General features: G+C 66.4%; 32 protein-coding genes. 22 read left to right on the forward strand and 10 right to left on the reverse strand.

Going from position 1 to position 24978, the window contains the following annotated elements; genetic code table 11:
- Positions 1-24: 24 nt before the first annotated feature.
- The 5 genes from EDC29_RS10665 to EDC29_RS10690 all read right to left on the reverse strand — a co-directional run bounded on the left by EDC29_RS10665 (position 25) and on the right by EDC29_RS10690 (position 7212).
- Entirely contained in the window at positions 25-2655 is a 2631-nt protein-coding gene (locus EDC29_RS10665) for a glycosyltransferase (RefSeq protein WP_123140619.1), read from the reverse strand.
- Positions 2652-4223, reverse strand: a complete 1572-nt coding sequence (locus EDC29_RS10670; RefSeq protein ID WP_132229802.1) for a glycosyltransferase family 39 protein — start codon at positions 4221-4223, stop codon at positions 2652-2654. The genes EDC29_RS10665 and EDC29_RS10670 overlap by 4 nt, the downstream gene beginning before the upstream one ends.
- A 376-nt stretch (positions 4224-4599) precedes the next feature.
- Positions 4600-5310 carry a response regulator gene (locus tag EDC29_RS10680; RefSeq protein ID WP_123140621.1) on the reverse strand — a complete coding sequence of 237 codons (711 nt, stop codon included), beginning with the start codon at positions 5308-5310 and terminating at the stop codon, positions 4600-4602.
- Positions 5307-6764: an ATP-binding protein gene (locus EDC29_RS10685; protein ID WP_123140622.1), complete on the reverse strand. Its 1458-nt coding sequence runs from the start codon at positions 6762-6764 to the stop codon at positions 5307-5309. Before EDC29_RS10685 ends, EDC29_RS10680 begins: the two co-directional genes overlap by 4 nt.
- Before the next feature lie 241 nt (positions 6765-7005).
- Positions 7006-7212, reverse strand: coding sequence for a (2Fe-2S)-binding protein (locus tag EDC29_RS10690; protein WP_062277649.1), 207 nt, complete (start codon positions 7210-7212; stop codon positions 7006-7008).
- Between the two features lie 154 nt (positions 7213-7366).
- Between EDC29_RS10690 and bfr (EDC29_RS10695) the strand changes: the two genes are divergently transcribed.
- The 14 genes from bfr (EDC29_RS10695) (at position 7367) to EDC29_RS10760 (ending at position 14990) form a co-directional block, all read left to right on the forward strand.
- Complete coding sequence (gene bfr / locus EDC29_RS10695) at positions 7367-7831, forward strand: bacterioferritin (protein WP_123140624.1); 465 nt, start codon at positions 7367-7369, stop codon at positions 7829-7831.
- 27 nt (positions 7832-7858) lie between these two features.
- Positions 7859-8350 (forward strand): bacterioferritin, encoded by a 492-nt coding sequence (bfr, locus tag EDC29_RS10700; protein WP_062277655.1) that lies wholly within the window; start codon positions 7859-7861, stop codon positions 8348-8350.
- Positions 8351-8707: 357 nt separating this feature from the next.
- Positions 8708-9121 (forward strand): hypothetical protein, encoded by a 414-nt coding sequence (locus tag EDC29_RS10705; protein ID WP_132229804.1) that lies wholly within the window; start codon positions 8708-8710, stop codon positions 9119-9121.
- Positions 9122-9421: 300 nt separating this feature from the next.
- Positions 9422-9565 (forward strand): light-harvesting antenna LH1, beta subunit, encoded by a 144-nt coding sequence (pufB, locus tag EDC29_RS10710; RefSeq protein ID WP_062277660.1) that lies wholly within the window; start codon positions 9422-9424, stop codon positions 9563-9565.
- Between the two features lie 24 nt (positions 9566-9589).
- The gene (gene pufA, locus EDC29_RS10715; protein WP_062277663.1) at positions 9590-9805 is read left to right on the forward strand and encodes a light-harvesting antenna LH1, alpha subunit; all 216 of its coding nucleotides are present in this window, start codon (positions 9590-9592) and stop codon (positions 9803-9805) included.
- A 103-nt stretch (positions 9806-9908) separates the two neighbouring features.
- Positions 9909-10034 carry a light-harvesting antenna LH1, beta subunit gene (gene pufB, locus EDC29_RS10720; protein ID WP_062277666.1) on the forward strand — a complete coding sequence of 42 codons (126 nt, stop codon included), beginning with the start codon at positions 9909-9911 and terminating at the stop codon, positions 10032-10034.
- 49 nt (positions 10035-10083) lie between these two features.
- Entirely contained in the window at positions 10084-10239 is a 156-nt protein-coding gene (pufA, locus tag EDC29_RS10725) for a light-harvesting antenna LH1, alpha subunit (protein ID WP_082806268.1), read from the forward strand.
- Between the two features lie 544 nt (positions 10240-10783).
- Positions 10784-10927: a light-harvesting antenna LH1, beta subunit gene (gene pufB, locus EDC29_RS10730; RefSeq protein WP_062277660.1), complete on the forward strand. Its 144-nt coding sequence runs from the start codon at positions 10784-10786 to the stop codon at positions 10925-10927.
- A gap of 24 nt (positions 10928-10951) precedes the next feature.
- Complete coding sequence (pufA, locus tag EDC29_RS10735) at positions 10952-11167, forward strand: light-harvesting antenna LH1, alpha subunit (RefSeq protein ID WP_062277663.1); 216 nt, start codon at positions 10952-10954, stop codon at positions 11165-11167.
- A 100-nt stretch (positions 11168-11267) separates the two neighbouring features.
- Positions 11268-11393 carry a light-harvesting antenna LH1, beta subunit gene (gene pufB / locus EDC29_RS10740; RefSeq protein WP_062277669.1) on the forward strand — a complete coding sequence of 42 codons (126 nt, stop codon included), beginning with the start codon at positions 11268-11270 and terminating at the stop codon, positions 11391-11393.
- A gap of 52 nt (positions 11394-11445) precedes the next feature.
- Entirely contained in the window at positions 11446-11601 is a 156-nt protein-coding gene (pufA, locus tag EDC29_RS10745; protein ID WP_082806268.1) for a light-harvesting antenna LH1, alpha subunit, read from the forward strand.
- 512 nt (positions 11602-12113) lie between these two features.
- Positions 12114-13544: a BCD family MFS transporter gene (locus EDC29_RS10750; RefSeq protein ID WP_123142122.1), complete on the forward strand. Its 1431-nt coding sequence runs from the start codon at positions 12114-12116 to the stop codon at positions 13542-13544.
- 128 nt (positions 13545-13672) lie between these two features.
- The gene (locus EDC29_RS10755; RefSeq protein ID WP_369957844.1) at positions 13673-14461 is read left to right on the forward strand and encodes a DUF4198 domain-containing protein; all 789 of its coding nucleotides are present in this window, start codon (positions 13673-13675) and stop codon (positions 14459-14461) included.
- The gene (locus EDC29_RS10760; protein ID WP_123140628.1) at positions 14448-14990 is read left to right on the forward strand and encodes a carboxypeptidase-like regulatory domain-containing protein; all 543 of its coding nucleotides are present in this window, start codon (positions 14448-14450) and stop codon (positions 14988-14990) included. The genes EDC29_RS10755 and EDC29_RS10760 overlap by 14 nt, the downstream gene beginning before the upstream one ends.
- Before the next feature lie 21 nt (positions 14991-15011).
- Here the strand turns inward: EDC29_RS10760 and EDC29_RS10765 are convergent, their stop codons facing one another.
- The 5 genes from EDC29_RS10765 to EDC29_RS10785 all read right to left on the reverse strand — a co-directional run bounded on the left by EDC29_RS10765 (position 15012) and on the right by EDC29_RS10785 (position 18106).
- Complete coding sequence (locus EDC29_RS10765; RefSeq protein ID WP_123140629.1) at positions 15012-15350, reverse strand: TusE/DsrC/DsvC family sulfur relay protein; 339 nt, start codon at positions 15348-15350, stop codon at positions 15012-15014.
- 87 nt (positions 15351-15437) lie between these two features.
- A complete protein-coding gene (gene cas6 / locus EDC29_RS10770) occupies positions 15438-16121 on the reverse strand; it encodes a type I-MYXAN CRISPR-associated protein Cas6/Cmx6 (protein WP_123140630.1) in 684 nt (227 codons plus the stop codon).
- Positions 16122-16125: 4 nt separating this feature from the next.
- Positions 16126-16848, reverse strand: a complete 723-nt coding sequence (locus EDC29_RS10775; RefSeq protein ID WP_062277683.1) for a hypothetical protein — start codon at positions 16846-16848, stop codon at positions 16126-16128.
- 15 nt (positions 16849-16863) lie between these two features.
- Positions 16864-17055: a hypothetical protein gene (locus tag EDC29_RS10780; RefSeq protein ID WP_062277686.1), complete on the reverse strand. Its 192-nt coding sequence runs from the start codon at positions 17053-17055 to the stop codon at positions 16864-16866.
- A 157-nt stretch (positions 17056-17212) separates the two neighbouring features.
- The gene (locus tag EDC29_RS10785; protein WP_123140631.1) at positions 17213-18106 is read right to left on the reverse strand and encodes a TauD/TfdA family dioxygenase; all 894 of its coding nucleotides are present in this window, start codon (positions 18104-18106) and stop codon (positions 17213-17215) included.
- Positions 18107-18471: 365 nt separating this feature from the next.
- On the opposite strand from EDC29_RS10785, the gene dsrA reads away from it, so the two are divergent.
- The 8 genes from dsrA to dsrK all read left to right on the forward strand — a co-directional run bounded on the left by dsrA (position 18472) and on the right by dsrK (position 24898).
- The gene (gene dsrA, locus EDC29_RS10790) at positions 18472-19725 is read left to right on the forward strand and encodes a dissimilatory-type sulfite reductase subunit alpha (protein WP_123140632.1); all 1254 of its coding nucleotides are present in this window, start codon (positions 18472-18474) and stop codon (positions 19723-19725) included.
- Positions 19726-19796: 71 nt separating this feature from the next.
- Positions 19797-20867 carry a dissimilatory-type sulfite reductase subunit beta gene (gene dsrB / locus EDC29_RS10795; RefSeq protein ID WP_005223288.1) on the forward strand — a complete coding sequence of 357 codons (1071 nt, stop codon included), beginning with the start codon at positions 19797-19799 and terminating at the stop codon, positions 20865-20867.
- Between the two features lie 36 nt (positions 20868-20903).
- The gene (tusD, locus tag EDC29_RS10800; protein WP_062277694.1) at positions 20904-21296 is read left to right on the forward strand and encodes a sulfurtransferase complex subunit TusD; all 393 of its coding nucleotides are present in this window, start codon (positions 20904-20906) and stop codon (positions 21294-21296) included.
- 12 nt (positions 21297-21308) lie between these two features.
- Positions 21309-21719 (forward strand): sulfurtransferase complex subunit TusC, encoded by a 411-nt coding sequence (gene tusC / locus EDC29_RS10805; protein WP_123140633.1) that lies wholly within the window; start codon positions 21309-21311, stop codon positions 21717-21719.
- A gap of 93 nt (positions 21720-21812) precedes the next feature.
- Positions 21813-22121 (forward strand): sulfurtransferase complex subunit TusB, encoded by a 309-nt coding sequence (gene tusB / locus EDC29_RS10810; RefSeq protein ID WP_005223294.1) that lies wholly within the window; start codon positions 21813-21815, stop codon positions 22119-22121.
- A 33-nt stretch (positions 22122-22154) separates the two neighbouring features.
- Positions 22155-22493 carry a TusE/DsrC/DsvC family sulfur relay protein gene (locus EDC29_RS10815; RefSeq protein WP_005223295.1) on the forward strand — a complete coding sequence of 113 codons (339 nt, stop codon included), beginning with the start codon at positions 22155-22157 and terminating at the stop codon, positions 22491-22493.
- A 110-nt stretch (positions 22494-22603) separates the two neighbouring features.
- Positions 22604-23365, forward strand: coding sequence for a respiratory nitrate reductase subunit gamma (locus EDC29_RS10820; RefSeq protein WP_123140634.1), 762 nt, complete (start codon positions 22604-22606; stop codon positions 23363-23365).
- Between the two features lie 3 nt (positions 23366-23368).
- Entirely contained in the window at positions 23369-24898 is a 1530-nt protein-coding gene (dsrK, locus tag EDC29_RS10825; protein ID WP_123140635.1) for a sulfate reduction electron transfer complex DsrMKJOP subunit DsrK, read from the forward strand.
- Positions 24899-24978 lie beyond the last annotated feature (80 nt).

Consider the following 24978-nt stretch of genomic DNA (forward strand, 5'->3'; position numbering starts at 1 on the left):
CCGCCGTGTCCCTGGGGCCGTCCATCAGGTCGCCGAGGTGTCGTCGGAGGGCTGCAGTCGTTCGCACTCCATCGTCCCCATCGGGCCGACCAGGCGTGCCGGCAGTCGCGGTGCGGCGCTGATCAGCGAGACCACCACCGAGGCGAGATAGGGGATCGACTGCACCAGCAGCACCGCCGCCCAGATGCGCACGTCGAGCATGTAGCCATCGTCACGCAGCAGCACCAGCACCGCGCCGAGCCATAGCGCGACCACGAACAGCGCCTCCTCGCGGGCGTCGAGCAGGGCGCGCACCGCGGCCGGCGCGCTGGCGAGCTTGGGGGTGCGGAAGAAACCGAGCCTGCCGCTGGCCAGGGCGCCGAACATCGCCCGCGAGATGGTGTGCGAGAGCGCCAGACCGGCGAGGCCCGCGGCGAGGCTCTGGCGCAGGGTGGCGGTGACGCGGCGGCGATAGAGGAAGAAGCTCTTCGACATCTTGAAGCCGAACATCACCAATGGGACCAGGGCGACGGTGATATAGGGCGGGGTGACCTCGCTCGGGAACATCACCATCGCCACCGTCCAGCCGAGCGCGGCGAGGTTGAACAGCAGGTTGATGCCGTCGGCGAACCACGGCAGCCAGCCGGCGAGGAAGTGATAGCGCTGCCCGGCGGTGAGCGCGGTCTTGCGCAGCCCGAACAGCTCGCGCCAGTGGTGGATGAGGATGCGCACCGCGCCGTAGGCCCAGCGATAGCGCTGTTTCTTGAAGTCGGAGAAGGTGTCGGGCATCAGCCCGCGGCCATAGGTGCAGGGGATGTAGAGGGCCTTGTGGCCGGCCTCGAACACCCGCAGCCCGAGCTCGGCGTCCTCGGTGATGCACCACTCCGACCAGCCGCCGTCCTCGAGCGGTCCGCGCCGGATCATCGTCATGGTGCCGTGCTGGATGATGGCGTTGCGCTCGTTGCGGGTGACCATGCCGATGTGGAAGAAGCCGCGATACTCGGCCATGCACATCGCCTTGAAGGCGTTCTGGTCGGCGTCGCGATAGTCCTGCGGGGCCTGGACGATGCCGACCTCGGGATCGGCGAAGGCCGGCACCAGGTCGCGCAGCCAGTTCGGCGAGACGATGTAGTCGGCGTCGATCACCGCCACCACCTCGGCGTCGGGATGGGTGTGGCGCAGCGCAAAGTTGAGCGCGCCGGCCTTGTAGCCCTCGAGTGGCGCGACGTGGAAGAAGCGGAAGCGCGCGCCGAGCCGTGCGCAGTGTGCCTCGACCGGGCGCCACACCGCCTCGTCCTTGGTGTTGTTGTCGATCACCAGGACCTCGAAGCGCGGATAGTCGAGCGCGGCCAGGGCATCGAGGGTCTCGATCAGCAGCTCCGGGGGCTCGTTGTAGGCCGGGACCTGGACCGAGACCAGCGGCAGTGCGTCATCGGGCAGTTGGTGGCGCGGGAAGGCGCGGCGCCAGCGGCGCAGCCACAGCGATTCGGCCCACTCGTGCGCCTCGGCCGAGACCAGCACGATCACCCCGACGCCGCCGAGCAGCAGCAGGATGCCGACGACCGCAGTCGCCGGGGTCATGTACTGACGGGTGTAGTCGTAGACGATCCACACCGCGGCGGTGGAGATGGCGTAGGTGACGATCGCCAGGAACCCCTTGCCCTTGCTCGACAGGGTGGCGCTGTCGCGATAGAGGAAGGCGAGCAACAGCACCGCCATCAGCACCGAGAGCGCGGCCAGTTCCTGCCAGTCGGGGATGCGCACCACCGGCTGGGTGAGGGTGAACTTGGGCTGGCGCTCGACGTCGTAGACGCCCCAGTAGGTGCCGATCGAGCCCTCGATCTTCATCTTCCAGGGTTGATCGAAGGCCTCCATCACGTAATAGACATAGCCCTCGGCCTCGGCGTGGGCGAGGAAACGTCGCAGGAAGCGGGTCTGGTTGGCCGGCGAGGGCTCGGCGCCGCGGTTGCGCCGGCCGTTGCTCGGCCAACCGACCTCGCCGATGATCACCTGCTTGTCGGGGAAGGCGGCCTTGACCTGTTCGTAGCGCGAGATGGCGTAATCCACCGCCTCGTCGTAGGGCACGCCCTCCCAGTAGGGCAGCAGGTGAATGGTGATGAAGTCGACGTGTTCGGCGAGCTTGGGATATTTCAACCAGACGTGCCAGGGCTCGGCGGTGCTCACCGGCAGCCAGGTGGTCTTGCGCACCTGGTCGAGATAGTCCATCAGCGTCGCCACCGAGACGTCGCGGCGCAGGATTGCCTCGTTGCCGACGATCACCCGCACCACGTTGCGATAGCCCTCGGCGAGCACCTGGTGCAGGCGTTCGAGTTCGCGCTCGTTGACCTCGGTGTCCGGGCCGACCCAGGCGCCGAGGGTGACGTTGAGATCGTGCGCGGCGGCCAGCCGGGGCACTGCCGCCAGGGTGTCCTCGACGGTATAGGTGCGCACCGCATAGGCATCGCCCTGGAGCAGCGCCAGATCGGCGTCGATCTCCTCGACCGAGGGGTAGATGTGCTCGCTGGGGTCGTCGTCGGCGTGCATCGGCGCGAACGAGAAGCCCTGGATGCGAGAGGGCCAGGGTGGCTCGTCGTCGGGCTGGTTGAGCAGCGCCCAGGCGGCGATGGTGAGCAGGGCGATCAGGATCGGGATGAGGAAGTTGCCGGCGCGTCTCATCGGCTGGCTCCGCTGTCTGGGGTTGGGCCGGCCTCGGGCGTGGCAACGAACCACTGCCAGGTCGGCGCGATCGGGGTGATCCGGTGGGTCGGTGCGAGCTGCGCGCGCAGCGACTCGGAGGGGGTGAGCAGGTAGTAGGTGCGCTCCGGCGCGGGCGTGATCGCGGCCGGGTCGGCGAGCTGTCGCAGTCGGGTCTCGGGGGCGAGCTGGTGGGCGAGCGAGAGCAGCTCGCCGGCGCTCACCCCGCTGGGACTGGCCAGCACCTCGACGCCTGTCGCCTGGCGGTTGATCCGCTCGGCGATGGCGGCGTTGTCGGCGCTGAACTGCTTGGTCCGCCAGGTCTCGGCCTCGAGGATGGCGTGCTGCGAGCCGAGCCCGAGCGCGAGCAGCAGGAGCAGCGCCAGGGCGGCGACGTGAGCTGTCGGTCCCGCGGCCTCGAGCGCCCGTCCCAGCGACCAGGCGAGGATCAGGCTGAGCGCGAGCAGCGCCGGCAGCGCGTAGCGCAGGTGCAGCGAGCGGCTGCCGCCGAGGACCAGGTCGGGCCCGAGCACGATGCCCAGATGGACCAGGATGGTCGCGAGCAGGAGCCTCACCGCCGCGCCGGGGGCGGTGACGACGAAGCGCCACAGCGCCCAGACGAGGGTCATGAGCAACAGCCCCACCGCCCAGCCCGGCAGCCGCGTCGGGCCGAGATCGACGAAGGTGTGCATCAGGTGATCGCGCCAGGCGGCGAGGATGCGTGCGCCGTCGATCGGACGCTGCATCCAGGCGGTGAACTCATCGATGCGCTCCGGGGCGAAGGCCATCACCGCCACCCAGGGCAGGAACAGCACGCCTGCCGTCACCACTGCGATGAACCAGCGTCGCCACCGCTCGCGTCGCGCCAGAACCACCAGGGCGTGTACCGGCAGCATCAGTACGAAAAGCAGATGGGTATAGAGCCCGAGGGTGAGCAGCGCACCGTAGCCCCACCAGTCGCCGCGCCGGTCGTGTCGGCAGGCATGCAGCAGGGCCGCGCTGGCGGCGACGACGAGCAGCAGCCAGAGCGCGTACTGGCGCGCCTCCTGGGCATAGAGCAGTTGCACCGGGGAGACGGCGACCAGGGCCGCGGCGACCCAGGGCGTGAGCCCGCGACCGCCGAGTTCGCGTGTCAACCAGAACACCGCCGGGACCAGCAGCACGCCGAAGAGTGCGGCGAGCCCGCGCAGGCCCACCACCGGGTCGGAGGCGAGGCCGCCGGCGACGCGTCCGAGCAGGTAGTAAAGCGGGGCGTGCTCGGGGTGCGAGGCCAGTGCCCGCAGTGTCGCCGCCCAGCCGAGCGCGGGGTCGGGGCGCTGGAAGCGCAGCAGCTCGGCGGCGCTGATCGGTTCGGCGGCCTCGAGTGCCGCCTGCAGCGCCTCGAACGGATGACCGAAGATCCGCAGCAGGGAGAAGGTTTCGTCGTGCCAGACCGGCAGCCCGGCGAGATCGAGCGCACGCGCGCCGCTGCCGAGCAGGATCACGACCAACAGGGTCAGGCGTAGCAGGGTGGCGCGGGACATCGGGCTGGAAGCGGATGGCAGGGGCAAGGCTTGATCGTCCTGATGACGCCTCGTCGGGCCAGGGGTCGGCGCGCGTGGCACGAGGCTGCCACCGGGTGCGCCGGTGAATGATAACGCGTTCGCGCGCCGGCGCCGATGATTCGGGTCAGGCTGTGCCCAGCCGCCAGCCGCCAGCCGCCAGCCGCCAGCCGCCAGCCGCCAGCCGCCAGCCGCCAGCCGCCAGCGGGAAAGACTGAACCGCCAAGGCGCGAAGGGCGCGAAGAAAGCGACCAGCCTTCAGCACCCAGCCTCCAGTGTTGGTTTGCACTCAACTGCGGCGAGACCAACCGCGCCTCCCTCACTGGAGGCTGACGGCTGGAGGCTTTTCTTCTCTTGGCGTTTCAATCCCCCCGGCCGCTGCCTGTCAGGCAGGCGTGTCGGGCTGGTCCTCGTAGCGGTAGCCGACGCCGTAGACGGCGTGGATGAGTTCTCGGTCGGGGAGGAGTTCGGCGAGCTTGCGCCGGAGCTTCTTGACATGACTGTCGATGGTGCGGTCGGAGACCACCCGGCGGTCGCGATAGATGCGCTCCATCAGCTGTTCGCGCGAGTAGATCCGTCCTGGCGCGCGGTGCAGGGTCTCGAGCAGCGCGAACTCGACCGCGGTGAGTTCGACGGTGCGCTCGCCGTCGCTGACCCGCAGACGTGCCGAATCGAGGTCGATGGCGCCGGGCAGCGCGCGGACCGGCTCCGCGCTCACCTGCTGGCGCCTGAGCACGGCCTTGACCCGGGCGACCAGCTCGCGCGGGCTGTAGGGCTTGCAGACATAGTCGTCGGCGCCGAGTTCGAGTCCGAGCAGGCGGTCGATCTCCTCGACGCGCGCGGTGGTGATGATGATCGGTATCTGGCTCTCGGCGCGGATCTCGCGGCACAGGGTCAGCCCGTCGCGTCCCGGCAGCATCAGGTCGAGCAGGACCAGTGCGGGCCGGTGGTCACGGATCCATTCGAGCACCTCGGTGCCTTCGGCGAGATGGGCGCTGCGATAGCCGCCGGCGTGCAGGTAGTCCGCGAGCAGTGCGGCGAGACGCTGCTCGTCCTCGACGATCAGGATCAGCGGGGCGTTGGTGTTGTCGGTCATCGGTCGCTGCGTTGTCCGGGGGCGGATGGGAGTTCGAGACGGATCCACAACCCGCCGAGCGGCGAGGGGCGGGCGCTGATGGTGCCGCCGTGCGCGCGCGCCACGTTGTCGGCGATCGCCAATCCCAGCCCGGCGCCGCCGGTGTGGCGGTTGCGCGAGTCCTCGACCCGGTAGAGTCGTTCGAACAGACGTGCGCACTGCGCCTCGGGGACGCCGGGGGCGGTGTCCTGGAGGTCGAGGGTCAGCCCGGCGGCGGTGCGTGCGATCCGGATCTCCAGCCGTCCACCGGGGTCAGTGTACTGCAGGCTGTTGGCGAGCAGGTTGCGAAAGAGCTGAGAGAGACGCTGGGCATCGGCCATCAGGATGGTCTCGCCCGGCGGCGTGGCGACGAGCGCGAGGCTCAGCCCGGCATGTTCGTAGCGCTCGGCGAAGGCCTCGCAGTCGGCGCGCAGCAGCGCAACCGGATCGGTCGGCTCGAAGCGGTAGCCGAGCGCGCCGAGATCGGTGGTGGTGAGTTCGTAGAGATCGTCGACCAATCGGCCGAGTCGCAGCGCGTCGGCGTGGAGTTGATCGACGGTGTCGGCATCGATTGGTCTGACCCCGTCCTGGACCGCCTCGAGCTGGGCGCGCAGCAGCGCGATCGGGGTGCGCAGTTCGTGCGAGATGTCGGCCACCCAGCGCCGACGCGCCTGTTCGTTGCTCTCGAGCGCGGCGGCCAGGGCGTTGACGTCGCGCCCGAGCCGGGCGAGTTCGTCGTCACCTCGGGGCTCGGCGCGTGCGGCGAAATCCCCCGCGGCGAGTCGGCGGGCCGTCTCCTGCAGCTCGCGCACCGGGCGCACCAGACGTCGCGAGAGCGGATAGGCGAGGGCGGCCGAGAGGGCGAGCATCGCCACCGCGATCAGCCACAGCCGATCGCCCTGACGAGCGCGAAAGCGCAGCTCGGCGACCTCGGTCACCGGGCGCCCGGGGAGGATGGCGAGCGTCCCGATGATCTCGCCATCGAGGCGCAGTGGCTGGCGGCGGGCCTCGGCGAGCAGTTCGCTGCGGCCATAGACGATGCTGCCCTCGGCGTCGAGCAGCATCAGGCGCAGCTCCAGTGGGGTCGGGCGGTCGTGATGACGCAGCCGCTCGAGCGCGTGCGGTGGCGGCCAGGCACCGCTGCCGAGGCCGCCGTGCATGGGAGGACGGCGCCCGGCAGGTGCCGTGCCGCGGCCGCTGATGGCGTTGAACCACAGCCAGGGCTCGTCGCGCAGTACCTGCCAGTCGCCGTGCTCACGATAGCTGTCGATCAGACGTTCGCCGACCTGCTCGAGCCGCGCCTGCTCGCGCGCGTCGACCAGCTCGACCAGACCGCGCTCGAGCGACCAGTGCATGAACGCCTGGGTGCCGACCAGTACCAGCACGCAGGCGAGCAGCAGGGTGAGGAAGAGTTTGGCGCGGATCGAGAGCCTCATGCCGTCATGATCGCGCCCCAGGGTGCAAGAAATATGGACGCAGGTTCAGTGTGGCGAGGACTCCGTCGGGGCGACGGGCTGGAGGAGATGGTGCTCGTTGAGGTGGCGTCGCAGCAGCCAGCGGCGTTGTTGCAGGCGGCTGCGGGGACGGGAGCGGACCAGCGCGAGCACCAGGCTCAGTAGCCGGGAGGGGGGAGCGGGGTGAAATCGGCGCTGTTTGGTCATACCTCTCTCCTCAGGCTCATTCGCAGGCACAAGGTGACGCGGCTGCGCCGTCGGGTGCGTCGAGACGCGTGGCGCGCAGCAACTCGTGGGCGCAGCGCGCGCAACGTCCGCACGGGCCCGGGACGGCCAGGGTTCGGCGCAGTTCCGAGAGCGAGGAGATGCCGTTGGTGGCGGCATCGCGGATCTGGCGGTCGGTGACGGCATTGCAGACGCAGACGTACATGGTGGAATCGGACCCGTGATCGAGGAGAATTGTGGTTGAGAAGAAAAATAGGAATTATTCGCGATTCCTGCAACCCCTCTGTTCGTAGGCTCAATTCAGGGCGAGGCGGGTGTCCCGGCACCGCCGTGTCTTAATCCAAGGAGGCTGCCCAGGCATGAAGATCGATCCAGCGATGAACCGTCAGCTCAATGCGGTCATCAAGGAGGCGTTGACCGCGATCAACCAGTCCTTCCTCCACGCCCGCATGCTCGGTCACTGGGGATTCCCCGGGATCGAGAAGCGACTCTATGACTACTCGATCCTGGCGATGCGTCAGGCCGACCGTCTGATCGAACGGGTGCTCTTTCTCGAGGGGCTGCCCAACCTGCAGGATCTCGGCAAGCTGCATGTCGGCGAGGACGTGCCCGAGCAGCTCGCCGCGGAGCTGGAACTCGGCCAGCGCTATCGCACCGCGCTGGGGGAGTGCGCGGCCCGTGCCGAGCAGCTCGGCGACTATGTCAGTCGGGCGCTGTGTGAGTCCCTCAACGGCGAGGTGGAGGAGCAGATCGACTGGCTCGAGACCCAGCACGCCCTGATCGATGAACTCGGACTCGAGCGTTATCTCGAGACCCAGGTCTGAACCACGGATCCAGGCGAGGTATTTCCCATGCAAGGCAATCCCAAGGTGATCGAGCACCTGCAGCGGCTGCTCGCCAACGAGCTGGCGGCGATCGATCAGTACTTCATCCATGGCCACATGTACGAGGACTGGGGGTATGCGCGGCTGCAGGCGCGCATCCTTCACGAGAGCGAGGACGAACGTGGTCACGCGGCGTTGCTGATCCAGCGGATGCTGTTCCTCGATGCCATCCCGGACATGAGTCAGCGTGATGGTCTGCGGGTGGGGCGCGACGTGCCCGAGATGCTCGCCAACGATCTGCAGCTCGAGTACGCGGTGGTCGCCGCGCTCAAGGAGGCCATCGCCTGTTGCGAGCAGGAGCGCGATTACCAGACGCGCCAGGTGCTGCTCTCGATCCTTGCCGATACCGAGGAGGATCACGCCTACTGGCTCGAGCAGCAGCTCGGGCTGATCGATACCCTGGGTCTGGAGAACTATCTCCAGACCCAGGTCCACGCCGACTCGGCTCCGGGCGCCTGAGTCCTTCTCCCGCTCCCGCGCGGGAGCGGGTGTGCCGGTCTCGCTTCAGGAGTGCGCCTCAGGGCGCACCCGATCCTTTCTGCTCTGCTCTCGACTTCTCGCGCTCCCGGGTCGGCCAGGGGCGTGCCGCGTCAATGACAAGCGCGGGTCGCGTCAATACAATCCCTCGAATCTTGTGGGCAATTGGTCGGTCCGGATCGACGCCGGCCGCCGTCAGGCGGTCTTGCCCTGCGATGCGTGTCCGCTCGTGCCGGTCGGTGCAGTGGATGCGCCCGGCCCCGCGCCACAGTGGACGGATCCAGAACACCAGGGTGCGGGGGCGTCGTTGTCAATCCATCTTGTCGAGAGGAAACGCGCGTGAAGTATGCGGCAAAGAGAACCTGGCCCCTGCGCTCCCCGTCCTGGGAGCACGAGGGTGAGGCGGAGAGTTTCAAGGCGTTCGCGACCGAGTTTGCGGCCGTCGAGCGGCTGGGTGCGGACGGAGAGTTCGTCGTCATCGATAAGTCGAGCGATGAGGCCGAGTCGCGCTTCTTCCGCGTCGTCACCATCGCCCCCTATCAGGTCGAGGAGACCGAGCCGCGCAGCAGCGCCCCGGCGCCGGAGGCTGGTCAGACCGAGGGCGCGCAGCCGGCCGCGGAGCAGGATTACAGCTCCGCGCTGCGTCCGGCCATCTCGATGCTCGTCTACATGGGCAAGGTTGCGGTGATCGCCGTTGCGGTGATCACCATCGCGGCCTTCGGAATCGGCTACATCAAGGATTTACTTGCATAAAGTCGTGTTTCGGTCCTCGACGATGCCCTTTTGCGATCGCAGTGGTTTTTTGTCAGAAGTCTGTTTTTATTGGTTTTTTTGGGGCAGCAAAAAGTCTGTTCTCGTCATGTAAAACCTTCTTGACATCCGGTCATGTCAAGCTAAGATGACACACGGGATCCACGCAGGGTCCTAGAGTCCAGGACGAGGACATGACCGGCCCCGCATCGCTCGCGATGCATCGTCGAGGTCGATCTCGTCCGATCCCTAAGGTTGCGAGTGCCGCATACGGTATTCGTTGATTTCTACAGGAGGCTAATAATGGCTGATCAGAAGAGTCTGTCGGGTCTGACCGAGCAGCAGGCGAAGGAATTCCACGAGCAGTTCAAGGTGACCTACACCGCATTCGTCGGTCTGGCTGCGCTGGCGCACCTGTTCGTCATCGCTGCCAACCCCTGGTGGTAATCGGTCGTCGTCGAGGATAAGAACATGCAGATCATGGGCTACAAGCCGCTGGAGCAGGACTACCGCTTTTGGCTGGTGGTGAATCCGGCTACCTGGCTGATCCCGACGCTGGTTGCCGTCCTGGTGGTGGCACTGGCTGTTCACGTCTACGCCTTCTCGCTCCCCGATCAGGGCTGGTCCGCTCCGGCTCCTGAGGCCGTCGAGGCGGTCGCAGCTGAAGAGGCTGCTCCGGCTGAGTGATTGATGGCGTCGCGATCATGTCGATCGCGTCCGTCTGGTTTGCCGCGCGCATCTCATGAGTTGAGTGCGGTAATGTTTTAAACCCCATAGAGAGGGTAGTTCCATGACTGGACTGACTGAACAGCAGGCAAAAGAATTCCACGAGCAGTTCAAGGTGACCTACACCGCTTTCGTCGGCCTGGCGGCGGTCGTTCACCTGTTCATCATCGCTGCGAACCCCTGGTTCTAATCGAACCTCGGTTCAACGCACCCTAACCTAATTCAACGAGGTCAAAACAATGAGCGACATCGCAAAGCCGAAGAACCCGGAAGACGATTGGAAGATCTGGATGGTTGTCAATCCTGCCACCTGGCTGATGCCCATCCTGTTCTCCGTGCTGGTCGTCGCACTGGCCGTGCACGCGGTCGTGTTCTCGATCGGTCTGGGCTGGTAACAGCCTGACGGCGGTTGCGCCCGGCGCGACCGACTGTCTCACCGGCTGTCTCGTACAGCACGGTACACGGCAGACGAGGTTGTCCTCGTCTGCCGTCGCCCAGTGGTGCAACGCCACTGTAGAGCACTGAGTCCGAGCCACGCGGAGTCCTGGCTCGGACGAAGAGACGTCTCTCGACACCTTGCCCTCCCAACCTTTCCTCCATCGCTGACCGGTCGCTCTTCAGCCGATCGTCGCTGCGCGCGCGTTCTGGCCGCGGCCTTCTGCGATCCGGCATTTTCTCCTTTCGCTGCAATTTGCCGTTTTTTATCGGTTTTTCGCCTCAGAAGCGGCCTGTTCGGAAAGGCTGTCAGGAACCTGCGGCGATCTGTTGTCTATTAGTCTTGACATTCACCTATGTAAAGCTAAGATGACACCCAAGATCTGCGCTGACCCCTGGATCCACCGGAGTCCCGCGCAGCGCATGAACCACTGGTTTCGCGGCCAGAGGGTCGCGAAAAGATTCAAGTCGTTTGTAACGGCGCGATTTCATTAGGAGGCCAACATGGCTGATCAGAAAAGTCTGTCGGGTCTGACCGAGCAGCAGGCGAAGGAATTCCACGAGCAGTTCAAGGTGACCTACACCGCATTCGTCGGTCTGGCGGCACTTGCGCACCTGTTCGTCATCGCTGCCAACCCCTGGTGGTAATCGGTCGTCGTCGAGGATAAGAATATGCAGATCATGGGCTACAAACCGCTGGAGCAGGACTACCGCTTTTGGCTGGTGGTGAATCCGGCTACCTGGCTGATCCCGACGCTGGTTGCCGTCCTGGTGGTGGCACTGGCTGTTCACGTCTACGCCTTCTCGCTCCCCGATCAGGGCTGGTCCGCTCCGGCTCCTGAGGCCGTCGAGGCGGTCGCGGCCGAAGAGGCTGCTCCGGCAGAGTGATTTATGGCGTCGCGACCGATCCGGTCGCGTCCGTCTGGTTTGTCGCGCACATCGATGAGTGCGGCAATGTTTATAACCCCTTAAGCTAGAGGGTATTCCAATGTCTGGATTGACTGAGCAGCAGGCAAAAGAGTTTCACGAGCAGTTCAAGGTGACCTACACCGCATTCGTCGGTCTGGCGGCACTTGCGCACCTGTTCGTCATCGCCGCGAACCCCTGGTGGTAATCGAACCGCCCCGGTTCAACGCACTTTAACCTAGTCCAACGAGGTCAAAACAATGAGCGACATCGCAAAGCCGAAGAACCCGGAAGACGATTGGAAGATCTGGATGGTCGTCAATCCTGCCACTTGGCTGATGCCGATCCTGTTCTCCGTGCTGGTCGTCGCACTGGCCGTGCACGCGGTCGTGTTCTCGATCGGCCTGGGCTGGTAAGCACCAGTTCCTGATGGCGACCGCCCACGGTGGTTGCCATGACGCCCGGATGTGCTCCGCATGTCCGGGCGTTTGCGCAGGTGGTCCCATACCTGTCGCAGCGATAACCGATGTCCATCCCGGTGCGCACTGAGCCACGCCACATCGGTGTTCCTTCCCGTCCGTTTCCTTGACCGCCGCTATGTTGTCGTCGCCACCGCGTCCCGGTCGCACGCAGGCATGGCTTCCTCGCGCGTCGAATTTGCCCCTGCCTCTTGGTTCGATCGTATGCCTGGCAAGCGTTCATGGCCGGTCGGAAGAGGCCTCGGTGCATGCTGGCCGACGCAATCGCCGGCTTCCTTCGTGCTTGCCAGGAGCGTACCATCGCCTCCACCGTGTCGACCCCAGCGGCGCGATGCCACGTCTCGCGCACGGGTCGCATCTTCGCGTGGTGAGCGGGGGAGAGGCGATGACGCTTCTGCGCCGAGCCGCGCGTTTCTCTGTATCAACCCCTGTTTGGAGCTGATTCTGGCATGAGTCGCCCTGATGATCCTTTGGCAGCCGCGTTCCGCGAGTTGCTGCCCAAGATCCTGCCCTTCGCCGATGTGGCGACGGCGGATCTTCCGCTGCGCCGCCTGCTGCGCCTGTCGTTGTTCCAGGTGTCCGTGGGCATGGCGATGGTCCTGCTCACCGGTACCCTCAACCGGGTGATGGTCGTCGAACTCGGCGTCTCGACCTGGCTGGTGGCGACCATGGTGGCCCTCCCGCTGGTGTTCGCACCGCTGCGCGCGCTGATCGGATACCGCTCGGACTATCATCACTCCGCCTTCGGGCTACGCCGTATCCCCTATATGTGGATGGGGACCATGCTGCAGTTCGGTGGTTTCGCGATCATGCCGTTCGCACTGCTGCTACTCGCCGACGCCGAGAACAGTCTCAATGTCATGGGTCAGATCGGCGGTGCCCTGGCCTTCCTGTTGGTGGGTGCGGGCCTGCACACGGTGCAGACCGCCGGGCTCGCGCTGGCCACCGACCTCGCGCCCGAGGACAAGCGCCCGCGCGTGGTGGCGCTGCTTTATGTGACCCTGCTGCTGGGGATGGGCGGTAGCGCGCTGCTGTTCGGTCAGTTGCTGACCAACTTCTCGCAGCAGTTGCTGATCCAGTTGATCCAGGGGGCGGCGGTTGCGACCCTGGTGCTCAACGTGATCGCACTGTGGAAGCAGGAGGCGGTTGATCCGGAGCGCGCCGCGGCGAAGATCGAACGCCCGCCCTTTGCCGACTCGTGGAAGCAATTCGTCTCCGGCGGTCGGGCCAGTCGCCTGCTGGTGGCCGTCGGTCTCGGCACCGCCGCCTTCACCATGCAGGACATCCTCCTCGAGCCCTATGGCGGCAAGGTGCTGGGGCTGAGCGTATCGCAGACCACCATGCTGACCGCGATCCTCTCCGCCGGCACCCTGCTGGCCTTTGGTCTCGCGGCGCGGCTGCTCGGGCGTGGTACCGTGCCCTATCGGATCGCGACCATCGGCGCGTTGTTCGGGGTGTTTGCCTTCGCCGCGGTGATCACCTCCTCGGCGCTCGATCTGCCCTGGCTCTATCGGACCGGCGCCGGGATGATCGGTTTCGGCTCGGGGTTGTTCCTGATCGGGACCCTGGTGGCCGCGATGGCGATGTCCGAAGGCGGACACAGTGGTCTGGCGCTGGGCGCCTGGGGCGCGGTACAGGCCACGGCCACCGGTATCGCCGTCGCGCTCGGCGGCAGCCTGCAGGACATCTTCGCCGCGATGGCCGCACACGGTGTCTTCGGGGCCGAGCTGATGGGGCCGGCGGTCGGCTATGACATGGTCTATGCGCTGGAGATCGTCCTCCTGGTGGTGACCCTGGTCGTACTGGTGCCGCTGCTGCTCAAGCCCACCGACGCCAAGCGCGCCGCCGATGGCAAGATCGGTTTCGAGCACATGCCCTGACCGGGTGCGGGGTGGACGGTCGCTGCCCCGGCGCGGTCGTCCACCTCGACGCTCCGCGTCGCGTTTTCTGAAAGGGGGTGACGCTGTACGGTTGCGCCCCTTCCTTGTCCGAGAACCGGAGATCGCACATGAATGGATGCATGCTCAAGACCCAGACGCGTCTGCTCGGCGCCTCGCTGTTGCTCTGTCCCTGGCTGGTGGCACAGGCCCATTTCCAGACCCTGATCCCCTCGCACGAGATCCTCGATGCCGCGACCGGCCCCGAACTCTCGCTCGAACTCGAGTTCACCCACCCGATGGCCGGCGGGCCGCGGATGGACATGGCGCCACCGGTGCGTTTCGAGGTGCTCGGTCCACAGGGGCGCGAGGATCTCGGCGATCGGCTCGAGGTGGTCGAGCACCCCGATGGGGTGCGTGGCTATCGCGCCGACTATCGGGTGAAGGGGCCGGGCGATCATCTCTTCATGGTCGAGCCCGCCCCTTATTGGGAACCGGCCGAGGGGGTGATGATCGTCCACTACACCAAGGTGGTGGTCGATGCCTTCGACGCCCAGGACGGCTGGGAGCGGCTGCTCGGTTTGCCGGTCGAGATCGAGCCCTTGACCCGTCCCTACGGGCTCTGGACCGGTAACCTGTTCCAGGGCGTGGTGCGCCGCGCCGGCGAGCCGGTGCCCTTCGCCGAGGTCGAGGTGGAGTGGCGCAACGACGGCAGCATCGAGGCCCCGGCGCCGGCCTTCCTCACCCAGGTGGTGCGGGCCGACGGCGACGGGGTGTTCAGCTATGTCATGCCCTTCCCGGGGTGGTGGGGCTTCGCCGCGCTGCTCCCCGGCGAGCAGCCGATGACCAACCCCGAGGGCGAGGCGGTGCCGGTCGAGCTCGGTGCCCTGATCTGGGTGCGGGCGCGTGCGCCCGAGTGAGCCGCGGGTGCTGCTGCTGGCACTGCTGATGCTGTGCTGGCAGCCGGCCTGGGCGCATCGGCTCAATCTGTTCGCAGGCGTCGAGGGGATGCGGATCAGTGGCTCGGTCTACTTCTCCGGCGGGGCTCCTGCCGTCGGCGTGCCGATCGAGCTGTCGGGGGGAGAGGTGTCGCTGGCGTTGGTGAGTGATGCCGAAGGGCGCTTTGCGCAGACGGTGGCGCGAGCGGCCGACTATCGACTGGTGGCCCGGACCGCCGACGGTCATCGCGCCGAGTGGCGGATCGATGCTGCCGAGTTCGTGCCCGCTCAGCCCCTTCAAGCCGCGACCCAGACGGTCGCGCCGACGCCGGTGGCTGATCCGGCGCTGCTCGCCGCGATCGAGCAGGCGGTGGCGCGTCAGCTGCGTCCGCTGCGCGAGGAGCTGGCCGCCGAGCAGGCGCGCGTCCGGCTGCGCGATCTGCTCGGCGGGCTCGGTTACATCCTCGGGCTCACCGGGTTGGCGTTGTGGTGGCGCGCGCGGCGCGGCTGACGTCGGCCTGTCGCTGCGGGTTCAATAACCCCCCTTGCGCCTGACCTCGGGGAGCCCGGCGATGCGGGTGCCCTGCTTGGTCGGGGCGAGCGGGAAGAGCTGATAGAGATCCTTGCTCGTCGGCTTGCTGCCCCAGCGTTGTGCCATCGCCTTGAGCACCGCGCGCTCCATCGGCTGGTTCTGGCCGTTGTCGAAGTATTCCTCGCGCAGGTAGCGGATCACGTCCCAGTGGCGTTCGCTCAGCTCGACCGACTCCTCGGCGGCGAGCGCCTCGGCGACGGCCTCGCTCCAGTCGGTTGCGTTCTCCAGATAGCCATTGGCGGTGGTGGCGATGGTCTTGCCGTTGACCTCGATGGCCATTGCATACTCCTCCCTACTGCTGGCTCGATGATCACCGGCGCCAGGTGCGCCGGTTCGGATATCTGGTGTTTCTGCGCGGTCGAGTGTTCAGCCCGGACGGACCGGGTCGATGCCCTTGTGTGCGATGAACAGCCCGCAACCGAGATGGCGGTGCGATCCGAGCCCGTGCTGCTGGAGCCGGATCGACTCGTCGGCCGGCAGATTTGCCAGCAGCAGGCTGCGGGTGTGAAGGGGGCCGTCGGCGGTGGCGAGCGTGAGGGCGCGACCGCACAGCGCCTTGCGCATCCCGACCTCGATCCGGGCGAGCGTCTCGGCGGCGCGTTCGAGGAAGGCGTTCTCGTCCTCCTCGGCGCTGCAGACGACATGACGGGCGAGCTGCGTGGGGTTGGGATCGAGCGATCGGATGCGTCCCTGCCCGATGGTGAGCGGATGACCGGCGACCTCGATGCGGCTGCCCGGCAGTGTCGCCAGCAGCGAGTCGGACAGGTGTTGCGGGACGCGCAGCCGCAGCTTGGTGCGGCGCGAGAGCTGCAGGCAGGTGTCGGTGCCGTGCGGCGGGCGCTCCCAGCCGTTCTGCGAGCCGGCGCCGTGGATGCTGTGGATGCCGAGTCCGGCGGTCTCCGCCAGCCAGGGCTGGGCGACGATCAGTGCGCGATGCAGGGCATCGGCATGATCGACCGGGAGCGCCCGGCAGTCGATCGCGAAGACCAGTTCGACAACGTCTGCCGGGACCCTGAAGTCGTCTTCCTGCTCGGGTTCTTGCCAGTACATGGTGTCAGCGTCCGAAGGGTAGGCGGTCCTGCAGCGCCTGGCGGTCGAACCACCAGTCGTCCTGGACCAGCACGTCGACGACGTTGCGCAGTCGCACCAGGAACTTCTCCGGTTCCTTGAGTTCCAGCCGCTCCATCCACTGATCGAGCTGCTCCGGGCTGTCGACGCCGCTGTGGCGTCGGGCCACGGTGCCGAGCATCTGGGTGGCGAAGAACATCAGGTCCTCGCGCTGGTGTCCGGCGGCGCGTACGTCGGCGAGGAACAGCGCGGTGGTTGCGGCGACCGCGGCGCCATCGGCGTCATCCGGGGTCTCCTCGATGACATGGGTGAGCAGTTCGGTGGTGAGTTCGGGGTCGATCGGGCAGGTGACCGCCAGCCAGATGCCCTGGCCGAGGGCGGTGAGTGATTCGGGGCGGTTGCACTGGAAGAGGATGTCGCAGGCATCGGCGGCGAGTTCGAACTGGTCGTGCTCGATGAAGGTGTCGAAGACTGTGCGGGCGAGCGACCAGGCCTCGTCGCTGCGACCCAGACCGACCAGGGCGCGGGCCATCTGGAGTTGCGCGTCGGCCAGCACGTCGCATGGCGCGTTGCTCTGTTCGAGCTCGGCAAGCCGTTCGGTGAGCGCCTGCAGATGCGCCTGCAACGCCGTTTGTTCGGCGCCATGACCGATCACTGAGTCGGCGGCGGTGTCGATCAGGTGCTCGGCGAATAGATCGAGATGCTTCATGGGGCTGGCCTGCGGCTAACGGATGAGGCCGTTGAAGGCGGCTTCGAGGCGGTCTTCCCAATCATCCGGTGTGTCGGGGTAGGGGGGGCGGACGTCCATGCGGAAGAAGCGTTCTCCGGTGCGTGCGACGGTCTGGACCAGGGGCAGGAGTTCGTCGAACGATTCTAGGTCCTGGTTGGCGATGAGGATGTCACTGAGCTTGAGCATGGGTTGACGCAACCGTTCCTTCTAATCGTGGTGTGGGGCGTCTGCTGGAGACTGTGCCTGGCGTACCGGTCGTTGCGGGGGCGGCGGACCCCGCTTGCGGGATCGACCGGGGCGTGACCGTGTCTCGTACCCGCGACGACAGGCGAGGGCGATACGATTATACCGTCCACAAATCGGGGTTGACCCGGTCGGTGTAACGGATCCGCAACAATTCACGTGCCCGCCCTTCTTGAGCGGCGGGTGCGAAGGCCATTCTGTTGTGCAGCACATTGTTGCTGATCAGTCCCTCGCCAGCGGCCATTCTGTGGGTGAATGTGAAGACAGTCTCGCGCGAAAACAACTCGTCGAGCGCGGCGCGGGCGGCGGCGGTCTCCGGGGTGTCGCGCCAGCACACGTTGCGGCGACGTGCCGAGTAACGCATGTGCAGCCGACCTTGCTGGATCGAGAACACCGGTCCCCGGCTCTCGGCGCGCTGCACCCGCCCGTCGATCACGTGGGCGGGGATGGCGAGCGCCTCGGGGTGCATCAGCGCGGCGATGTGGTCTGGCGAGGCGTCGCGCAGCCGGATATAGGCGATCTCGGGATCGAGCAGCTGGTTCTCGCCACCCTCCCGTGCGGGGTGGAGGCAGAACAGCATCCAGGCCCGTACCTGCTGCCCGGGCGGGTTGTAATAACCGTCGGTGTGCCAGTTCAGTGCCCGCTCGGTATAAGGAATGTAGTCGCCGCGTCCATCCCCCGGGCCGTCGGTCGGGGTGATCCGGCTCACCGCCCTGGCGTCGGCGAAGTGGTTGGCCTCGGTGCGGCGCAGCCCGAGCGCGCGCCCGAGCGCCAGCAGCGATTCGGCCCCGAGCTGCTCGGGTGCGCAGCTGACCAGCGCCATGCCGTCGCTGGCGATCCGTGCGCCGATGGCCGCGAGTTCGGCGCGGCTGGGCGCCGCCGGCTGCTGTACCCGTACCCGCAGGCGTGCCGCGCTCGGCGCCGGGCGCGCGAGCCTCACCGCGCGCCAGCGCTGGTAGGTCGACTCATCCGTCAGCGAGAAGGGATTGGACATGAGGTTTTTTTATCAGTAAGTTCTTATATTATTCAATCTTTATCCGAGCCTAACAGCTGTGGGGATTGCATGCAGCCGTCGTGTCGAGTGCGTTGGGACGAACGGTGGGGACCTATCCCGAAAGGGATAGACGGAGGCCCCGCATCCACCCCGATCGTGGAGTGTGCGGCCACGCGAGCGCCCGGTACAGTGATGCTCAGACGATGGAGTTCCCGAGATCGACAGGGTCTCGGTTCCGAGGGCCCATCCTCGCCACAGACGCGACGCGATGCATCGAGCCGCCGCTCGCAGCGGCCTTGAGGGGGACCGGTTCGATCTCGCACGCACGCCACTTTCCTGGTTCACAGCGTAGGAGAGACAGCGCAATGTCCATCGATAAGCACTCCACCCCGATGCTCGATCAGCTCGAGAGCGGGCCCTGGCCGAGCTTCATCTCCGGGATCAAGCGGTTGCGCGATCAGCACCCGGAAAACCGCATCAACGCCATGGCCAATGACCTGCTCGGTCAACTCGAGCACTCCTACGAGACCCGCAAGGGGTACTGGAAGGGCGGCACCGTCTCGGTCTACGGCTATGGCGGCGGCATCATTCCGCGCTTCTCCGAGGTCGGCAAGGCGTTCCCCAGCTCCAAGGAATTCCATACCCTGCGGGTACAGCCGCCGGCGGGCAACCATTACTCCACCGCGATGCTGCGCCAGCTCGCCGACAGCTGGGAGAAGTGGGGCTCGGGGCTGGTCACCTTCCACGGTCAGACCGGCAACATCATGTTCATCGGCTCGAGCACCGAGAACACCCAGCACTTCTTCGACGAGATCAACGACTACGGCTGGGACCTCGGCGGCGCCGGTCCCTGCGTGCGCACCGCGATGTCCTGCATCGGCGCGGCGCGCTGCGAGATGTCCTGCACCAACGAGCTCAAGGCGCACCGGCTGCTGGTCAACAACTTCACCGACGACGTGCATCGTCCGGCCTTGCCCTACAAGTTCAAGTTCAAGATCTCGGGCTGCGCCAACGACTGTCAGAACGCCATCGAGCGCTCCGACTTCGCGGTGATCGGCACCTGGCGCGACGACATGAAGGTCGACCAGGACGAGGTCCGCCGTTATGTCGCAGAGAAGGGCCGGCAGTACTACATCGACAACGTCATCACCCGCTGTCCGACCCAGGCGCTCTCGCTCAACGACGACGATACCCTCGCCGTCGACAACCGCGACTGCGTGCGCTGCATGCACTGTCTCAACGTCATGCCCAAGGCGCTGCACCCCGGCGACGATCGCGGCGTGACCATCCTCGTCGGCGGCAAGCGTACCCTCAAGATCGGTGACCTGATGGGCACCGTGATCGTGCCCTTCAAGAAGCTCGACACCGAGGAGGATTACGCGTCGCTGGTCGAGCTGGCCGAGACCATCATCGACTTCTGGGCCGAGAACGGGCTCGAGCACGAGCGCTGCGGCGAGATGATCGAGCGCATCGGTCTGGCCAACTTCCTCGAGGGCATCGGTATCGAGCCCGATCCCAACATGCTCAACCATCCGCGTCAGAGCTCCTATGTGCGCATGGACGGCTGGGATCAGGCCGCCGAGGCCTGGTTCGAGCGTCAGGCCGAGGCGGCGGGCTGAGCGGCGAGGTCGCGGCCCGTGCCGGGTCGCGCACGAGCGATGGCTGACTGAGACAACTGGAGGACAAGGCAATGGCCGACATGCGCGAGCCGATCGAATCCGGATGCCCGGATCCCTGGCAGTACATGCATCCGGTGATGCGCAAGAACTTCGGGCAGTGGAAGTACCACGAGCACCCGCGTCCCGGCGTGCTGCTGCACGTGGCCTACAACGGTGATCGGGTGTGGACGGTCAAGGCCGGCACCCAGCGCATCCTCGACGTCTTCACCCTGCGCAAGCTGTGCGACATCGGCGACACCTTCGCCGAGGGTCACGTGCACTTCACCCTGCGCTCGAACATCGAGTACCTGGTGACCGACGAGTCCAAGGTCACGCCGCTGATCGAGGCCCTGGAGGACGCCGGCTTCATCGTCGGCGGCACCCAGAACTCGGTGACCATGATCTCCCACACCCAGGGCTGGCTGCACTGCGACATCCCCGGCACCGACGCCTCGGGCGTGGTCAAGGCGATGATGGACGAGCTGGTCGAGGAGTTCCGCAACACCAACATGCCCAACCGGGTGCACATCACCACCTCCTGCTGCCAGATCAACTGCGGCGGTCAGGGCGATATCGCGATCAACGTCCAGCACACCAAGCCGCCGAAGATCAATCACGACCTGGTGGCCAACGTCTGCGAGCGCCCCTCGGTGGTGGCCCGCTGTCCGGTGGCGGCGATCCGCCCGGCGATGGTCAACGGCAAGCCCTCGCTGGAGGTCGACGAGCGCAAGTGCATCTGCTGCGGCGCCTGCTATCCGCCCTGTCCGCCGATGCAGATCAACGACGCCGAGCACACCAAGCTCGCCATCTGGGTCGGCGGCAGCCACTCCAACGCGCGCAGCAAGCCGAGCTTCCAGAAACTGGTCGCCGCCGGCATCCCCAACAACCCGCCGCGCTGGCCCGAGGCCACGGCCATCGTCAAGCGTATCCTCAAGGCCTACAAGGAGGGCGCGCGCGACTGGGAGCGGATCAACGAGTGGATCGAGCGCATCGGCTGGCCGCGCTTCTTCGAGGAGGTCGAGCTACCCTTCACCAAGTATCACATCGATACCTGGCGCGGCTCGCGGGCGAGCTTCAACAGCTCCTCCTACATCCGTTTCTGAGGCCGTGCGGCCCCATCCACTCCGAGCGAGGACGTCATGAAGTTCGCTCTACAGATCAACGAAGGACCCTATCAGCACCAGGCCGCCGACTCGGCCTATCACTTCGCCCGGGCGGCATTGGAGAAGGGACACGAGATCTTCCGCGTGTTCTTCTATCACGACGGTGTCAACAACGCGACGCGCTTGACCACCCCGCCGCAGGACGACCGCCATATCGTCAACCGCTGGGCCGAGCTCGCCGAGCAGCACGACCTCGATCTGGTGGTGTGCGTGGCCGCGGCGCAGCGTCGCGGCATCGTCGACGAGGGCGAGGCCAAGCGCAACGGCAAGGATGCCACCAACATCCACCCCAGGTTCCGCATCTCGGGTCTCGGGCAGCTGGTCGAGGCGGCGATCGCCGCCGACCGGCTGGTGGTCTTCGGCGACTAGGGGGAGGAGACGATGTCTGAAACCGTGAAACAATTCCTCTATCTCAACCGCAAGGCCCCCTACGGCACCATCTACGCCTGGGAGGCGCTCGAGGTGGTGCTGATCGGCGCCGCCTTCGATCAGGACGTCGGGGTGATGTTCCTCGACGACGGGGTCTATCAACTGGTCAAGGGCCAGGATCCCCGCGAGATCGGCATGAAGAACTTCTCGCCCACCTTCCGCACCCTCGGCGACTACGAGGTCGGGCGGATCTATGTCGACGGTGAGTCGCTCGCCGCGCGCGGTCTCACCCGCGAGGATCTGGTCGAGATCGCCTGGGAGGATCCGGAGACCGAGGAGGAGGTCGACAACATCGTCGAGGTGGTCGACCGCACCCGGGCGCGGGCGCTGATGGACGAGGCCGATGTGGTCTTCAGCTTCTGAGTCGGCGCCGGTCGCCGGGGGGAGACCGGCCCCGTCGTCGTATCCATGTATCGCGGGGGCGGCCGTTGCGGGCGTCTCCGGCAAGGGGGACGCATGAGCATCCTGCATACCGTCAACAAGTCACCGTTCGAGCGCAATTCGCTAGAATCCTGTGTGCAATTCGCCAGCGATGGCGCGGCCGTCCTGCTGTTCGAGGACGGCGTCTACGCGGCCCTCGCCGGGACCGGCGCGGAGTCACGGGTTCGCGAGGCACTCGGCAGACTCAGGCTCTACGTGCTCGGGCCCGACCTCAAGGCGCGCGGATTGTCCGAGGATCGCATCATCGAGGGAATCGGCGTCGTGGACTACGCCGGCTTCGTGGATCTCGCCGCGGAGCACGACAAGGTCCAGGCCTGGTTGTAACTCAATTCACGCACCGAAGAAGGAGACATCACCATGTCCGACACCATCGAAGTTGACGGCAAACAACTGGCCGTGGACGAGGAGGGCTACCTGGCCGACCTCAACGACTGGGTGCCCGCGGTGGCCGACGTGATGGCCAAGCAGGACAACCTGGAGTTGAGCGAGGAACACTGGGACATCATCAACTTCCTGCGCGAGTACTACGAGGAGTACCAGATCGCTCCCGCGGTGCGCGTGCTGACCAAGGCCGTGGGTAAGAAGCTCGGCAAGGAGAAGGGCAACAGCAAGTATCTCTACAGCCTCTTCCCCTACGGGCCGGCCAAGCAGGCCTGCCGCTTCGCCGGGCTGCCCAAGCCGACCGGCTGCGTCTGAGTCCGATGTCCGGGGCGGGTGCGCCCGCCCCGGCGTCGACGGACGGCGTCGGGCGACCGGCGACGTCTCTCCGGCAACCGCAGAGAGATCACCCTAAAGGGAGCGGAAGTATGGCGTTCCTGACCCATTTCTACGCCGTCCTGTTCTATGTCGCCGCCTTCGTGCTGGTCTCCGGCCTGGTCGTCAAGGTGGTGCGCTATGCCCGCACCCCGGCCCCGCTGAAGATCCCCACCACCCCGGCGCCGACCAGCCGCAGCGGCGTGGCGCTACGCATGACCCGCGAGGTGGTGCTGTTCGAGAGCCTGTTCCGCGGCAACAAATGGACCTGGATCTTCGGCTGGATCTTCCACTTCGGACTGTTCCTGGTCACCCTGCGTCACCTGCGTTATTTCATCGAGCCGGTGTGGGCGCCGATCGCCCTGGTCCAGCCCTTCGGCATCTATGGCGGGATCGCCATGGTCATCGGGCTGATCGGGTTGTGGGCGCGTCGCTTCCTGGTCGATCGGGTGCGCTATATCTCCTCGACCTCCGATCATCTGATGCTCGCCCTGCTGGTGCTGATCGGCGCGAGCGGGCTGCTGATGAAGTTCGTCTTCCACACCGACGTGGTCGCCATCAAGAGCTTCTTCCTCGGTCTCTACGCCCTCGATCCCCAGCCGCTGCCGGCCGATCCGCTGCTGTTGCTGCACCTGCTGCTGGTGGCGCTGCTGATGATCGTCTTCCCCTACAGCAAGCTGCTCCATGCCCCGGGTCTGTTCTTCAGCCCGACGCGCAACCAGGTCGACGATCCGCGCGAGCGTCGCCACCTCGCGCCCTGGGCGCGAGAACTCGAGCAGCAGGCGCCCGCCGCGTCGTCCGATCCGCGAGGTTGAGCCATGGCCAAGGCAACATTCGACGTCCCCGAGCTGACCCCCTACACCGAGGTGCCCGCGGTTACCCCGGAGGCCATGGCTCACAGCGCCCCCTTCGTCTCCAAGGCCGAGTTCCAGGCGCCGCTCGGCTTCCCCGGCGAGCTGGTCGAGGACTGGCAGACGCGGGCGATCGACAAGATGGGCGAGCTGCTCGGCAAGTATCGCTCGCTGCGCGTCTATCTCGACTCCTGCGTCAAGTGCGGGGCCTGTACCGACAAGTGTCACTACTTCCTCGGCACCCAGGACCCGAAGAACATGCCGGTGGGCCGCCAGGACCTGATGCGCAAGGTCTATCGGCGCTACTTCACCCTCGGCGGTCGGTTCTTCCCCAAGCTCGTCGGCGCCGAGGACTTCACCAAGGAGGTGCTCGACGACTGGTACAGCTATTTCCACCAGTGCTCGCAGTGTCGGCGCTGCTCGGTGTTCTGTCCCTATGGCATCGATACCGCCGAGATCTCGATGGCCGCGCGCGAGATCATGGACAGCATCGGGGTGGGGCAGAAGTACTGCAACGAGATCATCGGCAAGGTCTACAAGATCGGCAACAACCTCGGCCTGCCCGGCCCGGCGCTGGTCGATACCCTCGAGGGTCTCGAGGAGGACGTCTTCGACGAGACCGGCGTCAAGGTGCGCTACCCGATCGACGAGGAGGGCGCCGAGATCCTGCTGGTCACCCCCTCGGCCGACTTCTTCGCCGAGCCGCACGTCGACGGGCTGATCGGCTACGGCAAGGTCTTCCATGCCGCCGGGGTGTCCTGGACGCTGAGTTCGCACGCCTCCGAGGCGGCCAACTTCGGCATGTTCATCGGCTCCTACGACAACATGCGCCGGGTCGCCCAGCGCATTCGCGAGGCGGCCATCGCGCTCAAGGTCAAGCGCATCGTCTTCGGCGAGTGTGGCCACGCCTGGCGGGTGGCCTACAGCTTCCTCAACACCCTCGCCGGGCCCTGGGACTTCCTCGACCCGCGCTATCCGGTGCCGCAGCACATCTGCGAGTTCACCCACGACCTGATCGAGCAGGGGCGGCTGACCTTCGACAAGTCCGAGAACGACGACAAGGTCATCACCTTCCACGACAGCTGCAACGTCGCCCGCGCCTCGCGCATGGGCGAGGTCCCCGGCGGCCAGTTCGAGATCCCGCGCGCGATCATCCGCGCCACCTGCAATCACTTCTACGACATGGACGAGGACACCATCCGCGACCGCACCTTCTGTTGCGGCGGTGGCGGCGGGCTGCTCACCGACGACCTCATCGAGCTGCGGGTGAAGGGGGCCAAGCCCCGGCTCGATGCGCTCAACAACGTGATGCAGGAGAAGGGGGTGACGCACATGGCGGCGATCTGCGCCATCTGCAAGAGCCAGTTCACCAAGGTGCTGCCCTACTACGGCATGGAGATGGATCAGATCGTCAGTCTCCACCAGCTCGTCTCCAACGCGATCGTGCTGGAGGGCGGCGAGGACGACGACGAGGAGGACGCGCCCGCGGCGGCCTGATCCCGGGCCGGCGACGGGACGCGCGCGACAAGACACCCGGGTCGGTCATCCGGGGGCAATTCGGTCACTAGAGAGAGAAC

It is taken from the genome of Marichromatium gracile, assembly GCF_004343155.1.
Lineage (GTDB): Bacteria > Pseudomonadota > Gammaproteobacteria > Chromatiales > Chromatiaceae > Marichromatium > Marichromatium gracile.

Bases quoted from the DNA above. Each gene is read 5' to 3' on its own strand.
- EDC29_RS10665 (WP_123140619.1), bottom strand. From the start codon at position 2,655: ATGAGACGCGCCGGCAACTTCCTCATCCCGATCCTGATCGCCCTGCTC.
- EDC29_RS10680 (WP_123140621.1), bottom strand. From the start codon at position 5,310: ATGACCGACAACACCAACGCCCCGCTGATCCTGATCGTCGAGGACGAG.
- EDC29_RS10685 (WP_123140622.1), bottom strand. From the start codon at position 6,764: ATGAGGCTCTCGATCCGCGCCAAACTCTTCCTCACCCTGCTGCTCGCC.
- EDC29_RS10690 (WP_062277649.1), bottom strand. From the start codon at position 7,212: ATGTACGTCTGCGTCTGCAATGCCGTCACCGACCGCCAGATCCGCGAT.
- bfr (WP_123140624.1), top strand. From the start codon at position 7,367: ATGAAGATCGATCCAGCGATGAACCGTCAGCTCAATGCGGTCATCAAG.
- bfr (WP_062277655.1), top strand. From the start codon at position 7,859: ATGCAAGGCAATCCCAAGGTGATCGAGCACCTGCAGCGGCTGCTCGCC.
- pufB (WP_062277660.1), top strand. From the start codon at position 9,422: ATGGCTGATCAGAAGAGTCTGTCGGGTCTGACCGAGCAGCAGGCGAAG.
- pufA (WP_062277663.1), top strand. From the start codon at position 9,590: ATGCAGATCATGGGCTACAAGCCGCTGGAGCAGGACTACCGCTTTTGG.
- pufB (WP_062277666.1), top strand. From the start codon at position 9,909: ATGACTGGACTGACTGAACAGCAGGCAAAAGAATTCCACGAGCAGTTC.
- pufA (WP_082806268.1), top strand. From the start codon at position 10,084: ATGAGCGACATCGCAAAGCCGAAGAACCCGGAAGACGATTGGAAGATC.
- pufB (WP_062277660.1), top strand. From the start codon at position 10,784: ATGGCTGATCAGAAAAGTCTGTCGGGTCTGACCGAGCAGCAGGCGAAG.
- pufA (WP_062277663.1), top strand. From the start codon at position 10,952: ATGCAGATCATGGGCTACAAACCGCTGGAGCAGGACTACCGCTTTTGG.
- pufB (WP_062277669.1), top strand. From the start codon at position 11,268: ATGTCTGGATTGACTGAGCAGCAGGCAAAAGAGTTTCACGAGCAGTTC.
- pufA (WP_082806268.1), top strand. From the start codon at position 11,446: ATGAGCGACATCGCAAAGCCGAAGAACCCGGAAGACGATTGGAAGATC.
- EDC29_RS10750 (WP_123142122.1), top strand. From the start codon at position 12,114: ATGAGTCGCCCTGATGATCCTTTGGCAGCCGCGTTCCGCGAGTTGCTG.
- EDC29_RS10755 (WP_369957844.1), top strand. From the start codon at position 13,673: ATGAATGGATGCATGCTCAAGACCCAGACGCGTCTGCTCGGCGCCTCG.
- EDC29_RS10765 (WP_123140629.1), bottom strand. From the start codon at position 15,350: ATGGCCATCGAGGTCAACGGCAAGACCATCGCCACCACCGCCAATGGC.
- cas6 (WP_123140630.1), bottom strand. From the start codon at position 16,121: ATGTACTGGCAAGAACCCGAGCAGGAAGACGACTTCAGGGTCCCGGCA.
- EDC29_RS10775 (WP_062277683.1), bottom strand. From the start codon at position 16,848: ATGAAGCATCTCGATCTATTCGCCGAGCACCTGATCGACACCGCCGCC.
- EDC29_RS10780 (WP_062277686.1), bottom strand. From the start codon at position 17,055: ATGCTCAAGCTCAGTGACATCCTCATCGCCAACCAGGACCTAGAATCG.
- EDC29_RS10785 (WP_123140631.1), bottom strand. From the start codon at position 18,106: ATGTCCAATCCCTTCTCGCTGACGGATGAGTCGACCTACCAGCGCTGG.
- dsrA (WP_123140632.1), top strand. From the start codon at position 18,472: ATGTCCATCGATAAGCACTCCACCCCGATGCTCGATCAGCTCGAGAGC.
- dsrB (WP_005223288.1), top strand. From the start codon at position 19,797: ATGGCCGACATGCGCGAGCCGATCGAATCCGGATGCCCGGATCCCTGG.
- tusD (WP_062277694.1), top strand. From the start codon at position 20,904: ATGAAGTTCGCTCTACAGATCAACGAAGGACCCTATCAGCACCAGGCC.
- tusC (WP_123140633.1), top strand. From the start codon at position 21,309: ATGTCTGAAACCGTGAAACAATTCCTCTATCTCAACCGCAAGGCCCCC.
- tusB (WP_005223294.1), top strand. From the start codon at position 21,813: ATGAGCATCCTGCATACCGTCAACAAGTCACCGTTCGAGCGCAATTCG.
- EDC29_RS10815 (WP_005223295.1), top strand. From the start codon at position 22,155: ATGTCCGACACCATCGAAGTTGACGGCAAACAACTGGCCGTGGACGAG.
- EDC29_RS10820 (WP_123140634.1), top strand. From the start codon at position 22,604: ATGGCGTTCCTGACCCATTTCTACGCCGTCCTGTTCTATGTCGCCGCC.
- dsrK (WP_123140635.1), top strand. From the start codon at position 23,369: ATGGCCAAGGCAACATTCGACGTCCCCGAGCTGACCCCCTACACCGAG.